Genomic DNA, 16,034 nt, shown 5'->3' with positions numbered 1-16,034 from the left:
CTCATTCCGCGACGCTCGCCGCCAGCAGTTCCACGAAGCCGACGTCCTCCTTCGCCACGCCGAAGACCTCGGCCCGCCGCAGCGTGCGTTCGGCCCAGGCGCGGTGGGGCTTCACTTCATTCATCTTGTTCGTGTACGACGAGCGCAGCACCCCGCCGCCGTCGCGCTCCGGCCGCAGGATGTCCTGCGCGTCGCTGAACTCCTCGTGGCTGACCACGGACAGCGCGTGCACGGGTGCGACGTGCGACGGGTGGATGCACGTCTTGCCGAGCAGACCGTTGGCCCGGTCGAGCTCGATCTCCCGCAGCAGTCCGTCCAGGTCGTGCTCGATCAGGGCCGTACGAAGCTCCTCCGCCCGGCCCTCCAGGAAGGGGCTGCGGCGCAGCTGTGGCTTGAACATGCGCTCCTGGAGCCTGAAGTACTCCCAGACGGGGCCGGTGATGGTGAAGCCCGTGCCGTCCGCCCGGCCCAGCACGTTGACCACGTCGGCGATGACGTCTCCGACGATCCGGACGTCGTACGCCGTCATGTCGGGCGCGCGGCGCAGGCCGTACGCCGAGCAGAAGTCGGTGACGCCGAGCCGCAGCGCAAGCACCCGGTCGCGGTACGTGTCGACGGTCCGGGCGATCTTCTGGAGGGACTCCTGGCGGGTCTCCAGGTGCAGCAGCTCGGGGGATTCCAGCACGGGCATGGCGAAGAGCCGCTGCCCGGCGGTGGACTCGGCCTTGGTGAGCGCTTCCATGAACGGCACGCCACGCTCTTGCGTGAACTTGGGAAGTACAAAACCGGACAACAGTCGGACGGATTCGCCGAGCCGGCGCGCGAGGTCCGTGATCTGGTGCGGTTCGCGGACGCGGATGAACAGCAGGGGCACTTCGCCACCGCGCGCCGCAAGGTCGGCGAACTGCCTGACCAGGTTCTCCTCGGCGCCCGCCACCTCGGAGTCGTCGATCGAATCCTCCAGGCACAGCACCATGGAGACGACTCCGCGGCGGGCCTGCTTGATGACGTCGTCGGCGAGTCTGGGCCGGGTGGCGGGGCTGTAGAGCGTGGCACCGAGGGCGGCCGCGAGGACAGGGGCCGGCGAACCGGCATCGAAGGCGCTCGGCTCCCGGAAGAACAGATCGCCCCTCGTCGCAGCTGCGATATGACCGAAATGACGCATGTGATTCCCCCCGTACTACCTGGCCGACCGGACAACGTGTGGCCGGTAATAGTACGTACGGACGGGTGTCGGCAGTTCCCTGCCCACATGAATTCCGGGTAACTCGTCCATTTAGCGACGGTTCCGAAGGGTGCGGAGGGAGTCGTTCCGACATTCCCGCGAGACACGGTTTGCGACCCCCGCGTTGTCCGCACGGGCAGCCAGCAGGCAGGATGACCGGCATGACGCACGCGATGGTGAAAGGCTCGAACGTCCCCCTCGACGCCATGGCCGTACGGGCCGTGCTGCGCTGGACCCCGGGCACCGGGGTTCCCGATGTGGACGCCTCGGCCCTGCTGCTCGGCGCCGGCGGCCGCGTGCGCTCCGACGAGGACTTCGTCTTCTACAACCAGCCCCGCCACCCCTCCGGCCTGGTGCGACGGCTGCCGAAGCGCAGCCTGCCCGAGGGTCTGACGGACACCGTCGAGGCCGATCTCAACGCGCTCGACCCCTCGGTCGACCAGGTCGTCATCGCCGCGTCCTCCGACGGGGCCGCCTTCGGGCACGTGCGCGATCTCCGCATCCTGCTCTACGACGCCGCGGCATCGGGCGGCGAAGCCCTCGCCTACTTCGACGTGCGGGCGGAGACGGGCGAGGAGACCGCGATCATCTGCGGCGAGCTGTACCGGCGCGGCGATGGCTGGAAATTCCGGGCCGTGGGGCAGGGGTACCTGACCGGCCTGATCGGTCTCGCGACCGCCTTCGGCATCTCGGTGGACGAGTCGGAGGCCGCCGCCGAGCCCGACCCGACGCCGCCCGGCCCGACACCGCCGCCGGTGCCCGCGTTCCCGCCGGCACCGGCTCCCGGCCCCGACGCGCAGACCACGGTCCAGCACCAGCAGCCCGCGTACGGCTACCCACAGCCCGCTGCGGCCCCTGCGGCGCCGCCCCCGAGCTCCGCCTACGGCTACCCCCAGCCGGCGTCCGCACAGCCCGCCTACGGCTATCCGCAGCCAGCGGCGGCGGCAGCGCACGCACCCGACCCGAATTTCGTCCTGCCACCGCAGGGGCCGCAGTTCATACGGCCGTGATCCACCCCGCGGAACGGACCTAGGGCGTGTTTTGAAAGTAGCGCCGTCCGCCCGAAGGGCGGGCCCGGCGGCGTCTGGTGCGTGCGATCGCAAGGCGCGGAAGTGGTCTCGTAGCGGAGCCACTAGGGCATTTCCGCAACGCCGCGAGCGTGCGTGCCAGACGCCGCCGGGCAGGCGGGACTTTCAAAACACGCCCTAGGCGCGGGTCTTGTAGCCGCGTCCCCACTGCATGCCGTACCCGTACAGCCGGTCCAGCTCCGACTGGAAGCCGTACACGAACTTCACCTCGCGCCGCACGATCAGCTCGCCCTTGACGTTCTCCAGCGTGAACACGGCACACGAGCGGGCCTGCGGGGCGCGTTCCTCCAACTCGATCTCGATGCGCGGACCGTTGCCCGGGTAGAGCGTCACCTTCGCGTGCGTACGCTCGAAAGCCGGGGTCTGGTCGTAGATGTAGACGAAGCACAGCATCCGCTTGATCTGGTCGCGCTGGTCGAGGTTGACGTAGACGGTCTCCCCGGAGGCCGATCCGAAACGGTCGTCGCCGCTGAGCTTGATGTACGGCGGCGCATTCAGATCACCGAGCAGATTGCCGAGCGGCTGCACCACGCCCTTGGTGCCGTCCGTCAGTTCGTACATGCAGCCCAGGTCCAGGTCGACGTTGACCACGCCCTGGGTGTGCGCCTGGACCACATCGGGCTGGAAGAGCTTGAACGGCCGCAGCAGCCGGCCGCTCTGCCGGGACCGGCCCTCGATGTCGGACGTACGCATCTGCCAGGAGAGGTTGACCCGGAGGTTGCCGGTCAGCGCGCCCTGTTTCGTCAGCGAGACCGTGGGGTGCCGCCGCGAGAGCACGATGGAGTTGGTGGCCGCGTTGCCCGACTCGAACTGCGCCTCCCGCCCCGGCCACAGGCTGTTCCAGAACGCCATCCCCAACCCCCATACATGTCGGCCCCACCGGTCGCACGCGGCACATGCGACGCACACACCGCTGCGGGGCGGCTCCCGGGCCGGATCCGGGTGATTCCCGAAGCCGTTGCCTTACGAGCCGCCCCGCAGAGAGCGTTCCTCATTCCCTGCCGGGTCACACCCCGGCGGAGACTTCCGTACTGCCTTCGCCTCCATCGGCCGCGATCGCCTTGTTGCGCCGGACCGAGGACCAGAAGGACCAGCCGATCAGGATGACGCCGACGGAACCGGTGATGAGCTCGTGGATCTCGTACTGGATCGTGACGAGCAGGATGAGGGCCAGGGCGCCGATCGCGTAGTGCGCGCCGTGCTCCAGGTAGACGTAGTCGTCCAGGGTGCCCTGGCGGACCAGGTAGACCGTGAGCGAACGGACGTACATGGCGCCGATACCGAGACCCAGGGCCATCAGCACGATCTCGTTGGTGATGGCGAAGGCGCCGATGACACCGTCGAACGAGAAGGACGCGTCGAGCACTTCCAGGTAGAGGAACATGAAGAACGCGGCCTTGCCGGAGAGCGCGATCGCGGAGACCTTCTTGCCCGCGCGCCTGGCCTCTTCCTCCGCCTCGTGCTCGCGTTCCTCCTCCTCCTCGAGCTTGTTCTCGAAGAAGCCGGAGAGACCGCCGACGACGAGGTACGTGATCAGACCCGCGATGCCCGAGAGCATGACCGTCTCGGCCTTGTCCGCGTGTCCGCCGCCGTGCTGGTGTGCATGGGTCGCGAAGGTCAGGGCCGAGATCAGCAGGACGATCAGCGCGATGCAGACCGACAGCATGTCGACCTTGCCGAGCTTGGCGAGCGGGCGCTCGATCCAGCGCAGCCACTGGATGTCACGGTCCTCGAAGATGAAGTCGAGGAAGATCATGAGCAGGAACATGCCACCGAAGGCGGCGATCGCCGGGTGGGCGTCGGTGACCAGTTCCTTGTAGCGGTCCGGGTCGTTGAAGGAGAGATCGATCGCCTCGATCGGTCCCAGCCCCGCGGTGACGGCCACGATCACGACGGGGAATACCAGCCGCATACCGAAGACCGCGATGAGCACACCGATCGTGAGGAAGATCTTCTGCCAGAAGGCACTCATCTTCTTCAGGATTCCGGCGTTGATCACCGCATTGTCGAAGGACAGCGAGATCTCCAGGACGGAAAGGATCGCCACCACTCCGAAGGCTTCCCACCCCCCGTAGAACCACGCTGCGACCAGACCGATCACGGTAATCGCGAACGACCAGCCGAAGGTTTTCAGAACCACTGGCTACCCCATCATGTATGTAACGGGTCTCCCCCGAAGAGCACGGGGCTCCCCCGCGCCGTGCGCGGCTTTACGAAACGTTGACCCCGAAGTCTAGAGCGATGCCCCGCAGCCCCGACGCGTACCCCTGTCCTACTGCACGGAACTTCCACTCGCCGTTGTACCGGTACAGCTCACCGAAGATCATCGCGGTCTCCGTGGAGGCGTCCTCGCTGAGGTCGTAACGCGCGAGTTCCTGGCCGTCGGCCTGGTTGACCACCCGGATGAACGCATTGCTGACCTGGCCGAACGTCTGCCCGCGATTGTCGGCCTCATGAATGGAGACCGGAAAAACGATCTTGTCGCAGTGGGCCGGCACCTCGTTGAGGTTCACGATGACCGACTCGTCGTCGCCCTCGCCCTCACCCGTGAGATTGTCACCGGTGTGCTCGACGGAGCCATCGGGGCTCGTGAGGTTGTTGTAGAACACGAACCATTCATCGCCGAGCACCCGGCCCGACTGGCACAGCAGTGCGCTGGCGTCGAGGTCGAAATCCGCCCCCGTCGTGGATCGTGCGTCCCAGCCGAGACCGATGAGCACCTGGGTGAGATTGGGTGCGGCCTTGGAGAGGGAGACATTGCCTCCCTTGGCGAGCGTGACGCCCATGGTGTGTCCTCCCCGAGTCGATGAACCGTTGATGAGCCGGTGAATCCGTCTGCTGAGCGCGTCCGGCGCCGCACAGGGTGCGGCGCCGGACGGGACATGCTGGTGCGGTCCGGGACGTGCGCCCCGGACCGCCTGCTAGACGTTGACGCCGAAGTCCTGCGCGATCCCGCGCAGACCCGAGGCGTAGCCCTGACCGATGGCGCGGAACTTCCACTCCGCACCGTTGCGGTACAGCTCGCCGAAGACCATGGCGGTCTCCGTCGAGGCGTCCTCGCTGAGGTCGTAACGCGCGAGCTCGGTGTTGTCGGCCTGGTTGACCACGCGGATGTACGCGTTGCGCACCTGGCCGAAGCTCTGCTGGCGGGACTCGGCCTCGTAGATCGAGACCGGGAAGACGATCTTGTCCACGTCGGCCGGGACGCCGGCCAGGTTCACCTTGACGACCTCGTCGTCGCCCTCGCCCTCACCGGTGAGGTTGTCACCGGTGTGCTCGACGGAACCGTCGGGGCTCTTGAGGTTGTTGAAGAAGACGAAGTTGCCGTCGTTGCCGACCTTGCCCTCGGCGTTCGTCAGCAGGGCGCTGGCGTCGAGGTCGAAGTCGCCGCCGGTGGTGGTACGAGCGTCCCAGCCCAGACCCACGATGACCGCGGTCAGGTTGGGCGCGGCCTTGGTCAGCGAGACGTTGCCGCCCTTGCTGAGGCTGACTCCCACGAGTCCTCCCATTGGTTTCTTTGGGGGCCGGCCGGTGCCGGCGCCTCCACGTCGTGTTGGCATCCGATCAACGAATGGATCCTAGTGACCGGTTCCCGGCCAAAACAGGCTTTTGGCCCGGGTCGCGCGAGATCCACCGGATCACGGATCAGAGAGCGCCGAGCGCCTTGAGGTACTCGTTCAGGTCGCGCGCGTCGGGCAGGCCGTTGACGACCGTCCAGCGCACCACGCCCTCCTTGTCGATGATGAAGGTCCCGCGCACCGCACAGCCCTTGTCCTCGTCGAAGACGCCGTACGCACGCGAGGTCTCGCCGTGCGGCCAGAAGTCCGAGACGAGCGGGTACTCGAGACCCTCCTGCTCGGCGAAGACGCGCAGCGTGTGGATGGAGTCGTTGGAGACGGCGATCAGCTGCGTGTCGTCGTTCTCGAAGGCGGGCAGCTCGTCGCGCAGCGCGCAGAGCTCGCCCGTGCAGACGCCGGTGAAGGCGAACGGGTAGAACAGCAGCACCACGTTCTTCTCACCGCGGAAGTCGGAGAGCTTCACGGTCCGGCCGTGGTTGTCCTTCAGCTCGAAATCCGGGGCCTTGGTGCCGACCTCGATCGCCATGAAACGCGTCCCTTCGCTACGTCACCGGGCTGGGCTGTCCGGGTGACTCCCACCCTACGCAGAGGCGCGGGGCGGCCGTGCAGCACCCGTGAAAGGTTCCTGCGGACCTACGGGAAACGGACGTGCGGGGGATGGACGTGCCGGGGATGGACGTGCCGGGCGTCGCCGGGAATGTACGAAGGCCCCGGACGGCGCGATGCCGTCGGGGGCCTTCAGGGGCGAGTGCGGTTCAGCGCTTGGCCTTGGCCGCCTTCGGCGTGACCAGACGGCTGCCCGTCCAGTCCTTGCCCGCACTGATGCTCTTGGTCTGGGCGAGACCGGCTGTCTGGGCAGCCTCGTTGATATCGCTCGGCTCGACGTATCCGTCACGGCCGGTCTTCGGCGTCATCAGCCAGACCGTACCGCCGTCCTCGAGCAGACCAATGGCATCCACCAGCGCGTCCGTAAGGTCGCCGTCCTCGTCGCGGAACCAGAGCAGGACGACGTCTGCGACGTCGTCGTACTCCTCATCGACGAGATCCTGGCCGGTAGTGGCCTCAATGCCCTCACGGAGCTCCAGCTCGACGTCGTCGTCGTAGCCGATCTCCTGGACCACCTGTCCGGGCTCGAACCCCAGGCGTGCTGCCGGGTTGGTCCGCTCCTCCGCGTGGTCCGCGGTCGCGCTCACGGGTTGCCTCCTGATCATGTTTCGGAAAATGCTTCAGCCACGCGCGTGCGCGGGGCGTTGGCCGTAGTCCACACGGGAGCGGCGGATCGCGCAAGTACCCAGCGTACGAGACCGCCTAAACGGTGACGTTCCCTGCCACGTCACCGCACTGTCGGCGGACCCTCCGTGGGAGCCGGCGCTGCCGTCCACACCCTTTACGTCCTTGAACAGCTTATGCGGTTTCGGTCCGGCAATCGGAGTCGAACAGCGTTTGGGAACGCTTGGCCGCCTTGGGCGTATGGTTGCGGTTTGGCCCGACCCATCCTGCTGCCCGGCTCATCCTGCCCGATGCCTCCTGCCCGATGTCTCCTGGTTGATGTCTCCCGCCGGGCGGCTCCCGCCCGGTGACTCCTGCCCGGTCGGTCACCCGATCCGGCGCGGCCCGTGCGTCCGTCCGGGACACGGAGTCGCGAAAGTCGGCGGTTACCTCTGGGTAGAGATGACGTTTGCGCCCTCGCGGTACACGATGGGTTGGCGTACGCAGCAGACACACCGGGGGACGTCTCCCCGTGCCCAGGCCCCGTAGAGCAGCACCGAACAGCGAAGGAACAGCGTGGCTTCCGGATCCGATCGCAACCCGATCATCATTGGCGGCCTTCCGAGTCAGGTCCCGGATTTCGATCCCGAAGAGACCCAGGAATGGCTCGACTCCCTCGACGCCGCCGTCGACGAGCGAGGCCGTGAGCGGGCCCGCTACCTCATGCTCCGGCTCATCGAGCGCGCGCGCGAGAAGCGTGTCGCCGTGCCGGAGATGCGCAGCACGGACTACGTGAACACGATCGCCACGAAGGACGAGCCGTTCTTCCCCGGCGACGAGGAGATCGAGCGCAAGGTCCTCAACGCGACCCGCTGGAACGCGGCCGTGATGGTCTCGCGCGCTCAGCGTCCGGGGATCGGCGTGGGCGGTCACATCGCCACGTTCGCGTCCTCCGCCTCGCTGTACGACGTGGGTTTCAACCACTTCTTCCGCGGCAAGGACGACGGCCGGGGCGGCGACCAGATCTTCTTCCAGGGGCACGCATCCCCCGGGATCTACGCCCGCGCCTTCCTGCTGGACCGGCTGAGCGAGACGCAGCTCGACGCGTTCCGCCAGGAGAAGTCGAAGGCGCCCGACGGACTGTCCAGCTACCCGCACCCGCGGCTGATGCCGGACTTCTGGGAGTTCCCGACCGTGTCGATGGGCCTCGGCCCGCTCGGCGCGATCTACCAGGCGCGGATGAACCGCTACATGCAGGCGCGCGACATCGCCGACACCTCCGATTCGCACGTCTGGGCGTATCTCGGCGACGGCGAGATGGACGAGCCGGAGTCGCTCGGCCAGCTCTCCATCGCCGCCCGTGAGGGCCTGGACAACCTGACCTTCGTCGTCAACTGCAACCTGCAGCGCCTCGACGGCCCGGTGCGCGGCAACGGCAAGGTGATCCAGGAGCTGGAGTCGCAGTTCCGCGGTGCCGGATGGAACGTCATCAAGCTGGTCTGGGACCGTTCCTGGGACCCGCTGCTGGCGCAGGACCGCACGGGCATCCTCGTCAACAAGCTGAACACGACGCCGGACGGCCAGTTCCAGACGTACGCCACCGAGACGGGTGCGTACATCCGGGACCACTTCTTCGGTGACGACCCGCGGCTGCGCGACATGGTCAAGGACATGACCGACCAGCAGATCCTGCACCTCGGGCGCGGCGGTCACGACCACAAGAAGGTCTACGCGGCGTACGCGGCGGCCAAGGCCCACAAGGGCCAGCCGACGGTGATCCTGGCGCAGACGGTCAAGGGCTGGACGCTGGGGCCGAACTTCGAGGGCCGCAACGCGACCCACCAGATGAAGAAGCTCACGGCCGAGGACCTCAAGCGCTTCCGGGACCGGCTGCACATCCCGATCGCGGACTCCCAGCTGGAGGACGGCAACCCGCCGTACTACCACCCGGGCCGCGACTCGGAAGAGATCCAGTACATGCACGACCGCCGCAAGGGTCTGGGCGGTTACGTCCCGACGCGTGTGGTGCGGGCGAAGCCGTTGGTCCTGCCCGAGGACAAGACGTACGCGACCGCGAAGAAGGGTTCGGGTCAGCAGTCGATCGCCACCACCATGGCGTTCGTCCGCATCCTGAAGGACCTCATGCGGGACAAGGAGATCGGCAAGCGTTTCGTGCTGATCGCGCCCGATGAGTACCGCACCTTCGGTATGGACGCGTTCTTCCCGAGCGCGAAGATCTACAACCCGCTCGGGCAGCAGTACGAGTCGGTGGACCGCGATCTGCTGCTCGCGTACAAGGAGTCGCCGACCGGTCAGATGCTGCACGACGGCATCTCCGAGGCGGGCTGCACGGCGTCGCTGATCGCCGCGGGTTCGGCGTACGCCACGCACGGCGAGCCGCTGATTCCGGTGTACGTCTTCTACTCGATGTTCGGCTTCCAGCGCACGGGTGACCAGTTCTGGCAGATGGCCGACCAGCTGGCACGCGGCTTCGTGCTGGGTGCGACGGCCGGCCGTACGACGCTGACGGGCGAGGGTCTGCAGCACGCGGACGGCCACTCGCAGCTGCTCGCCTCGACCAACCCGGCCTGTGTGGCGTACGACCCGGCGTTCGGGTTCGAGATCGCGCACATCGTCAAGGACGGTCTGCGCAGGATGTACGGCGGGACGCCCGACGAGAACGAGGACGTCTTCTACTACCTCACCGTGTACAACGAGCCGATCCAGCACCCGGCCGAGCCCGCCGACGTGGACGTCGAGGGGATCCTGGCGGGCGTCTACCGCTACAGCAGCGGCGAGCGGGGCGAGATCCCGGCGCAGATCATGGCGTCCGGTGTGGCGGTCCCCTGGGCGGTCGAGGCACAGCGCATCCTCGCCGACGAGTGGAACGTGAAGGCGGACGTCTGGTCGGCGACCTCCTGGAACGAGCTGCGGCGCGAGGCCGTGGACGTCGAGCGGCACAACCTGCTGCACCCGGAGGAGGAGCAGCGCGTGCCGTATGTGACGCGCAAGCTGTCCGGGGCGCAGGGGCCGTTCGTGGCGGTGTCTGACTGGATGCGGTCCGTGCCGGACCAGATCGCGCGCTGGGTGCCCGGTGCGTACCAGTCGCTCGGCGCGGACGGGTTCGGCTTCGCGGACACCCGCGGGGCGGCCCGGCGGTTCTTCCACATCGACGCGCAGTCGATCGTCCTCGCGGTGCTCACCGAGCTCGCGAAGGAGGGGAAGGTCGACCGTTCGGCGCTGAAGATCGCGGTCGACCGTTACGAGCTGCTGGACGTGACCTCGGCAGACCCCGGCGCCGCGGGCGGCGACGCGTAGTCACGGACGAACGAACGGCCGCGGGGCGGCGGGAGCCTGACAGCTCCCGTCGCCCCGCGGCGTTTTCCGTGTCCGGTCAGTTCTCCCAGATCTTGAAGGCCCGTACCTGGTACGGGGCGTGCGGGACCCAGGTGCCGTCTCCCGGGTAGGTGTCGAACTCGCCGGTCTCGTCGCACTCCGCCGACTGATAGGTGGTGACGGGCCGGCCGGTGCGGTTGGCCAGTGCCTGGACGGTGGTGCCCGCCTTCAGCGGTACGCAGCTCTCGATGTCGATGGTGGAGAGTTCGTGGACCTGCCGGGCGCCGGTGAAGTCGGGTTTCGCCCAGAGACAGAGCTGGCCGCTTCCGCAGTCCCCGAGCCGGCCGGGAGCGGCTTGGGCCGGAGCCTGTGGGACGAGTGCGGTGGCGGCCAGGGCGGCCGCGACAACGGTCGTACGCATATGAATCAGCCCCCGTGTTGATGTGGATCTTCCGCACCCACCCTGAGCTGCGTGGCAACGACTGGGGAAGGGGCCCGGGGGCGGGACCACCCTGATAGGCGACAGCCCCGCCGGAACGTTCCGGCGGGGCTGTTGTGCGTACCGTGTTGACGCCCTGGGGCGCCAGGGCGGGTCAGGTCAGATGTGACCGGCGCCCACGCCCGCCTCGGCGTTCTCCCCGCGCTTGGTCAGTGTGGCGACCAGGGCGGCGATGACCGCGACGATGCCGGCGACCATGAACGCGGTGCTCATGCCCGAGACGAAGGTGTCGTGGGCGACGTTCACGATCTTGCCCGCGACCTCCGGCGGGGTTCCCTCGGCGACCGGCGGCATGCCGACCTTGATCGCGGAGGACGCCTGGTCGAGCTGCTCGGGCGACAGCGGCGGAAGCTGCGCTTCCTTCCAGTTGTCGGGCAGCTTGGAATCGACGCCGGCTGCCATGATCGCGCCCAGCACCGCCGTACCGAGACTGCCACCGACCTGCATGGCGGCCTGCTGCAGACCACCGGCGACGCCGGAGAGCTCCATCGGGGCGTTGCCCACGATGACCTCGGTGGCGCCGACCATGACCGGCGCGAGACCGAGACCGAGCAGGGCGAACCAGATCGACATGGTCAGGGTGCTGGTGTCGACGGTCAGCTGGGACATACCGAACATGGCGACCGCGGTACTCACCATGCCGCCGACGAGCGGAACCCGCGGGCCGAACTTGGTGATCATGGCGCCCGCGAGCGGCGAGGCGACGATCATCATCCCGGTCAGCGGCAGCAGGTGCAGACCGCTGTCGACCGGGCTCAGACCGTGCACGTTCTGAAGGTAGAAGGTGACGAAGAACAGGCCGCCCATGAAACCGAAGGCCATCAACACCATCAGGACCGTGCCCGCGGACAGCGGTACGGAGCGGAACATCGCCAGCGGGATCAGCGGTTCCCTGACGCGCTGCTGGACGAGGGCGAACGCGACGAACAGGGCGACGGCGGCGACCAGGAAGCCGACCGTCTTGGGGTCGCCCCAGCCCCACTCCGCGCCCTTGATGAGCGCCCAGATCAGGCAGAACATCGCAGTCGACAGCAGCACGATGCCCGCGATGTCGAAGGAGCGCGGCGCGTTCTCGGCGCGGTGGTCCTTGAGGATCAGCACGCCCATGACGAGGGCGATCACACCGACCGGCACGTTGATGAAGAAGACGGACTGCCAGCTGACGTGCTCGACGAGCACGCCGCCCAGGATCGGGCCGCCCGCGGTCGAGGCGCCGATCACCATGCCCCAGATGCCGATCGCCATGTTCAGCTTCTCGGCCGGGAAGGTGGCGCGCAGCAGGCCGAGCGCGGCAGGCATCAGCAGGGCGCCGAAGAGCCCCTGAAGCACCCGGAACACGATCACCAGGGCCACGCTGCTGGAGAACCCGATGGCCGCCGACGCCGCGGCGAAGCCGGCGATGCCGATCAGGAAGGTCTGGCGGTGGCCGAACCGGTCACCGAGCTTGCCCGCAGTGATCAGGGAGACGGCGAGGGCGAGCATGTAGCCGTTGGTGATCCACTGGACATCGGCGAGCGAGGCGCCGAGGTCCTGCTGGATCGCGGGGTTGGCTATCGCGACGATCGTGCCGTCGAGCGCGACCATCATCACGCCGATGGCCACGGAGAAGAGCGTCAGCCAGGGGTGGCCGCGCAGGCCCTTGACTGGTGGGGTGCCGAGAGGGTCCTGAGGTTCCCGCGACGCCTTCTCGACGGTGGTCTGACTAGTCATACCCGGAGGTTAGTGTCAGTCGCTGACAGTTGACAAACCAATTCACAAGTCGGTAACTGTCACGTAGCTCACAGGTAGGCTGAGCTGGACAAAGCAGGGAAAAGAGGACCAGTTCAGTGACCGACGGGCAACGAGCCGCAGGCCTTCCGGCCGGGCTGCGCGAACGCAAGAAGCGCCGCACCCGGGACGCCCTGCTCCGTGCCGCCCTCGATCTCTTCACCACCCAGGGGTACGAGGAGACCACCGTCGACGAGATCGCCGACGCCGTCGAGGTCTCCCAGCGCACCTTCTTCCGCTACTTCGCGGGCAAGGAGTCGGTCGTCTTCGCCGTCCAGGACATGGTGGAGTCGCGCTTCATCCTCGAACTCCGTCAACGTCCCACCGCCGAAACCCCTTTCGAGGCCATGCGCCGCGCGGTCCTGTGCGCCTGGAACAGTATCGGAGAGGCCATCGAGGCCATCATCCCGGTCGAGCTCCACATGCGGACGTATCAGATGATCGAGTCCACCCCCTCCCTGCTCGCCGCCCACATGCGGCGCAGCGTGGCCCTGGAGGAGCAGATCGCCGGGCTGATCGCCGAGCGCGAGGGCCTGGACATGGCGCGGGACCCGCGGCCGCGCGTCGCCGTCGCCGCGTTCTCCGGGGTGATGCGGGTGACCGGACAGCTGTGGGGACGGGGCTGCGACGGCAGCATGGACTCGCTGCGGACGCTGACCGAGAGCTACCTGGACCAGTTGGGCCCGGCCCTCGCCGGGGACTGGCGCGCGCACCCGGCCGGGACGGCGCACCTCAACTGAGGTGGTGTGGCGCACGCCTCGGACGCGGGACATGACCGACCTCACAACAACCGGGCCACGGCGCCCCGATGCGGCACCCCGGTGACGCCGGGCGCGTCGGAGCGTGCCGCAAGGCCGAACACAGCGTGAGCGAAACGGCGTTCCCTTCCCCATAGTCGAGTGATGTGCGTCACCCGCTTAACGACGCCTTACGCACGTCTCCTAATGTGGGCCGAAGTGACTTCCTTCGACTCCTCCCCCACGCTCACCGCCTGGCGCGCTCTTCTCGCCATCGCGGTCGTGTTCGTGATGCTGGCGACCACCGGCTGGACCGCCGTGCGTCATCAGCAGTCCGACGCGCCCCGCACCGTCGCACTCGCTTCCTGGGCCAAGGGATCGATAGCGGGACAGACGCTCCCCTCGGCGGACGCACCCCCCTACAAGCTGGCGCACTTCTTCGCCGCCCTCACGGACGCGCAGAGTGCCCGGCTGGCCCGCAAGTACCCGCTCGTGGTGGGGAATCTGAACGGCGCCCCGGTCACCCTGCGCTACCGGGCCAACCGGCTGGCACTGGAACAGGCGCGCACGACCGAGCAGACCCGGGTGCACGACCAGCGGCTCTCCCCCGACGGCCGCGCCGAGGCGCAGCACCGGGCGGACCGCTTCCGCTCGATGCTCGCCGCCGGCCGGCACTTCCTCGCGTTCGACCCGACGGGCCGCGGCCACGCCGCCGAGGTGATCGGCGACCTCGACCGGGCCGACCGGGTCTCGGTGATCGTCCCGGGCGTCGACACGAACCTCCTGACGCTGGAACGCACCGGAAGCAAGACGAACGCCGCACCCGTCGGCATGGCCAAGTCCCTGTACGCGGCCGAGCACTCCGCGCATCCCGGCGTGCGGACCGCGGTGATCGCCTGGGCCGACTACACCGCACCGGCCGGCATCGGCATGGACGCGGCCACGGGGAACCTCGCCGAGCGCGGGGCGGTCCGGCTCGACGCACTCGTCGGGGCGCTCCCGGGAACGGCTCCCGTCTCGTTGTTCTGCCACAGCTACGGCTCCGTCCTGTGCGGCGTCGCCGCGGACGAACTGCCCGGCCGGGTGACGGACATCGCGGTCGCGGGCAGCCCCGGAATGCGGGTCGACAACGCCGGCCAGCTGCACACCCGGGCCAATGTGTGGGCGATGCGGGACAACGGCGACTGGATCGAGGACGTGCCGAACCTGGAGGTCGGAGGCCTCGGCCACGGGGCCGACCCGGTCGATCCGGACTTCGGTGCACGGATCGCGTCGGCGGGCGACGCGGTCGGCCACAGCGGCTACTTCGAGCCCGGGACCGAGAGCCTCGGCAACTTCGCCGCGATCGGTGCCGGCGCCTACGACGACGTGACCTGCGCCCCGTCCGACAACGGCTGCCACGAACAGATTTCCGGCCACGCGACGGTCTGACGGGCGTAATCAATCGCGCGAACGTGTCTGACGCGCGTAGAGAACTGCGACCGGCCACGAATTGCGAGGGCCTCCGAGGGGGGACGAGCGGGCAAGTGCCGCATACGATGAGGCACATGGGTGATGTGCTGGCCGGAATTCATGCCACCTGGGAGTTCGACACCGACTCCGTGCTCATCCGCTTCGAACGGGGTATCCGTACGCCGAGGCTCCTCCAGAGCCTCCGTGAGCGCCGCGTGCCGCACGCGGCGCTGTCGTCGGTGACGCTGACCCCGGGCAAGCGGGGCACGGTGGTGCTGCGTGCGGTCCCGAGACCCGGCGCCGATCCGCTGGTGGAAGCGGCGGCCGGGCAGCTGAAGGACGGCTGCGATCCGTACCGCCTGGTGCTCCCCGCCGAACGCGAGACACTCGCCGAGTACTACGCGGACGAGCTGCGCGCGAGGCTGGGACCCGACGCCGGTGAACCCGCCGACCGGTTCCTGGTCGCGGCCCCCGAGGCGCCGATGCGTTTCAAGGCGTACGACGGCAGGGCCAGCTTCGACGGGGAACGGATCTCCTTCCGGTGGTTCTGGACGGGCGCCTCCTCGGAGAAGTGGAAGGCGGGCGACCAGACGTTCCCGGTCACGGAGCTGAGCGGGGTCGAGTGGCGTTCGCCCGAGGCCTTCGAGGGCTATCTGCGGCTGTTGCCGCGCGGGCTGGAGTCCGTGGGCCCGGCCACCGGTACGGGCGTCGGACCGGCGGCCACCGGTACGGGCGCGGGCCTGCTGACGAGCACCGCCCCGAGTTCGGAGTCGATGGCGGCGCCTGTGACCCGCGTGGATCAGGACCCGGCCGCGGTGATCTTCGGCCTGGGTTACGGCCCGGTGCACGAGTCGCTGCCCTTCGCCGCGGCCGTGCTGGAGTCCGTACGCAGGAAGCAGACCACCCCCGTCGCGGCCTCGGCCGCCCTGGTGGGCGCGGGACGACGGGACCCGGCGGACATCGCGGAGCGGATCCGTCATCTCGGGGAGCTGCACCAGGCGGGTCTGGTGACGGACGACGAGTTCAGCGCGAAGAAGGCACAGCTGCTCGCCGAGCTGTAGCGGCCGTTCCCGTACCCGGACCTCATACCCCCGTACGACAACGGCGGCGGCAGACCGCAACCCCGGTATGACGCCGCCGGGC

The 16,034-nt window shown here is 68.4% G+C and carries 14 protein-coding genes; 5 read left to right on the top strand and 9 right to left on the bottom strand.

What is annotated here, in order from left to right; all coding sequences use genetic code 11:
• Position 1: 1 nt before the first annotated feature.
• Positions 2-1,165, bottom strand: a complete 1,164-nt coding sequence (locus tag OG912_RS24770) for an HpcH/HpaI aldolase/citrate lyase family protein (RefSeq protein WP_327711292.1) — start codon at positions 1,163-1,165, stop codon at positions 2-4.
• 221 nt (positions 1,166-1,386) lie between these two features.
• Here OG912_RS24770 and OG912_RS24765 point away from each other — a divergent pair, with 221 nt between their 5' ends.
• Entirely contained in the window at positions 1,387-2,235 is an 849-nt protein-coding gene (locus OG912_RS24765; RefSeq protein ID WP_327711291.1) for a TerD family protein, read from the top strand.
• Positions 2,236-2,430: 195 nt separating this feature from the next.
• Here OG912_RS24765 and OG912_RS24760 read toward each other — a convergent pair whose 3' ends face one another.
• The 6 genes from OG912_RS24760 to OG912_RS24735 all read right to left on the bottom strand — a co-directional run bounded on the left by OG912_RS24760 (position 2,431) and on the right by OG912_RS24735 (position 7,084).
• Positions 2,431-3,165: a TerD family protein gene (locus tag OG912_RS24760; RefSeq protein ID WP_326735990.1), complete on the bottom strand. Its 735-nt coding sequence runs from the start codon at positions 3,163-3,165 to the stop codon at positions 2,431-2,433.
• A gap of 154 nt (positions 3,166-3,319) precedes the next feature.
• Complete coding sequence (locus OG912_RS24755; protein WP_327711290.1) at positions 3,320-4,453, bottom strand: DUF475 domain-containing protein; 1,134 nt, start codon at positions 4,451-4,453, stop codon at positions 3,320-3,322.
• Between the two features lie 70 nt (positions 4,454-4,523).
• Positions 4,524-5,099: a TerD family protein gene (locus OG912_RS24750; protein WP_148017459.1), complete on the bottom strand. Its 576-nt coding sequence runs from the start codon at positions 5,097-5,099 to the stop codon at positions 4,524-4,526.
• Between the two features lie 135 nt (positions 5,100-5,234).
• Positions 5,235-5,810 (bottom strand): TerD family protein, encoded by a 576-nt coding sequence (locus tag OG912_RS24745; protein WP_266930369.1) that lies wholly within the window; start codon positions 5,808-5,810, stop codon positions 5,235-5,237.
• A gap of 148 nt (positions 5,811-5,958) precedes the next feature.
• Positions 5,959-6,417: a peroxiredoxin gene (locus OG912_RS24740; protein WP_327711289.1), complete on the bottom strand. Its 459-nt coding sequence runs from the start codon at positions 6,415-6,417 to the stop codon at positions 5,959-5,961.
• 229 nt (positions 6,418-6,646) lie between these two features.
• Positions 6,647-7,084: a DUF3052 domain-containing protein gene (locus OG912_RS24735; protein ID WP_148017457.1), complete on the bottom strand. Its 438-nt coding sequence runs from the start codon at positions 7,082-7,084 to the stop codon at positions 6,647-6,649.
• A gap of 592 nt (positions 7,085-7,676) precedes the next feature.
• On the opposite strand from OG912_RS24735, the gene aceE reads away from it, so the two are divergent.
• On the top strand, positions 7,677-10,418 hold the full coding sequence (gene aceE / locus OG912_RS24730) for a pyruvate dehydrogenase (acetyl-transferring), homodimeric type (protein ID WP_327711288.1): 2,742 nt from the start codon (positions 7,677-7,679) through the stop codon (positions 10,416-10,418).
• Between the two features lie 76 nt (positions 10,419-10,494).
• On the opposite strand, the gene OG912_RS24725 is transcribed toward aceE, so the two are convergent.
• Together OG912_RS24725 and OG912_RS24720 are read right to left on the bottom strand one after the other, a co-directional pair.
• A complete protein-coding gene (locus tag OG912_RS24725; protein WP_327711287.1) occupies positions 10,495-10,857 on the bottom strand; it encodes a peptidase inhibitor family I36 protein in 363 nt (120 codons plus the stop codon).
• Between the two features lie 177 nt (positions 10,858-11,034).
• Complete coding sequence (locus OG912_RS24720; RefSeq protein WP_443061102.1) at positions 11,035-12,522, bottom strand: MFS transporter; 1,488 nt, start codon at positions 12,520-12,522, stop codon at positions 11,035-11,037.
• 239 nt (positions 12,523-12,761) lie between these two features.
• Here OG912_RS24720 and OG912_RS24715 point away from each other — a divergent pair, with 239 nt between their 5' ends.
• From OG912_RS24715 to OG912_RS24705, 3 genes are all read left to right on the top strand, one after another.
• Complete coding sequence (locus OG912_RS24715; protein ID WP_327711285.1) at positions 12,762-13,442, top strand: TetR family transcriptional regulator; 681 nt, start codon at positions 12,762-12,764, stop codon at positions 13,440-13,442.
• 216 nt (positions 13,443-13,658) lie between these two features.
• Entirely contained in the window at positions 13,659-14,870 is a 1,212-nt protein-coding gene (locus OG912_RS24710) for an alpha/beta hydrolase (RefSeq protein WP_327711284.1), read from the top strand.
• 116 nt (positions 14,871-14,986) lie between these two features.
• Positions 14,987-15,952 carry a DUF4429 domain-containing protein gene (locus tag OG912_RS24705; protein ID WP_327711283.1) on the top strand — a complete coding sequence of 322 codons (966 nt, stop codon included), beginning with the start codon at positions 14,987-14,989 and terminating at the stop codon, positions 15,950-15,952.
• Positions 15,953-16,034: the final 82 nt, after the last annotated feature.

The organism is Streptomyces sp. NBC_00464 (assembly GCF_036013915.1).
Classification (GTDB): domain Bacteria; phylum Actinomycetota; class Actinomycetes; order Streptomycetales; family Streptomycetaceae; genus Streptomyces.
The sequence above is the reverse complement of the archived record's forward strand: the minus strand, read 5'-3'. Positions and strand labels throughout refer to the sequence as shown.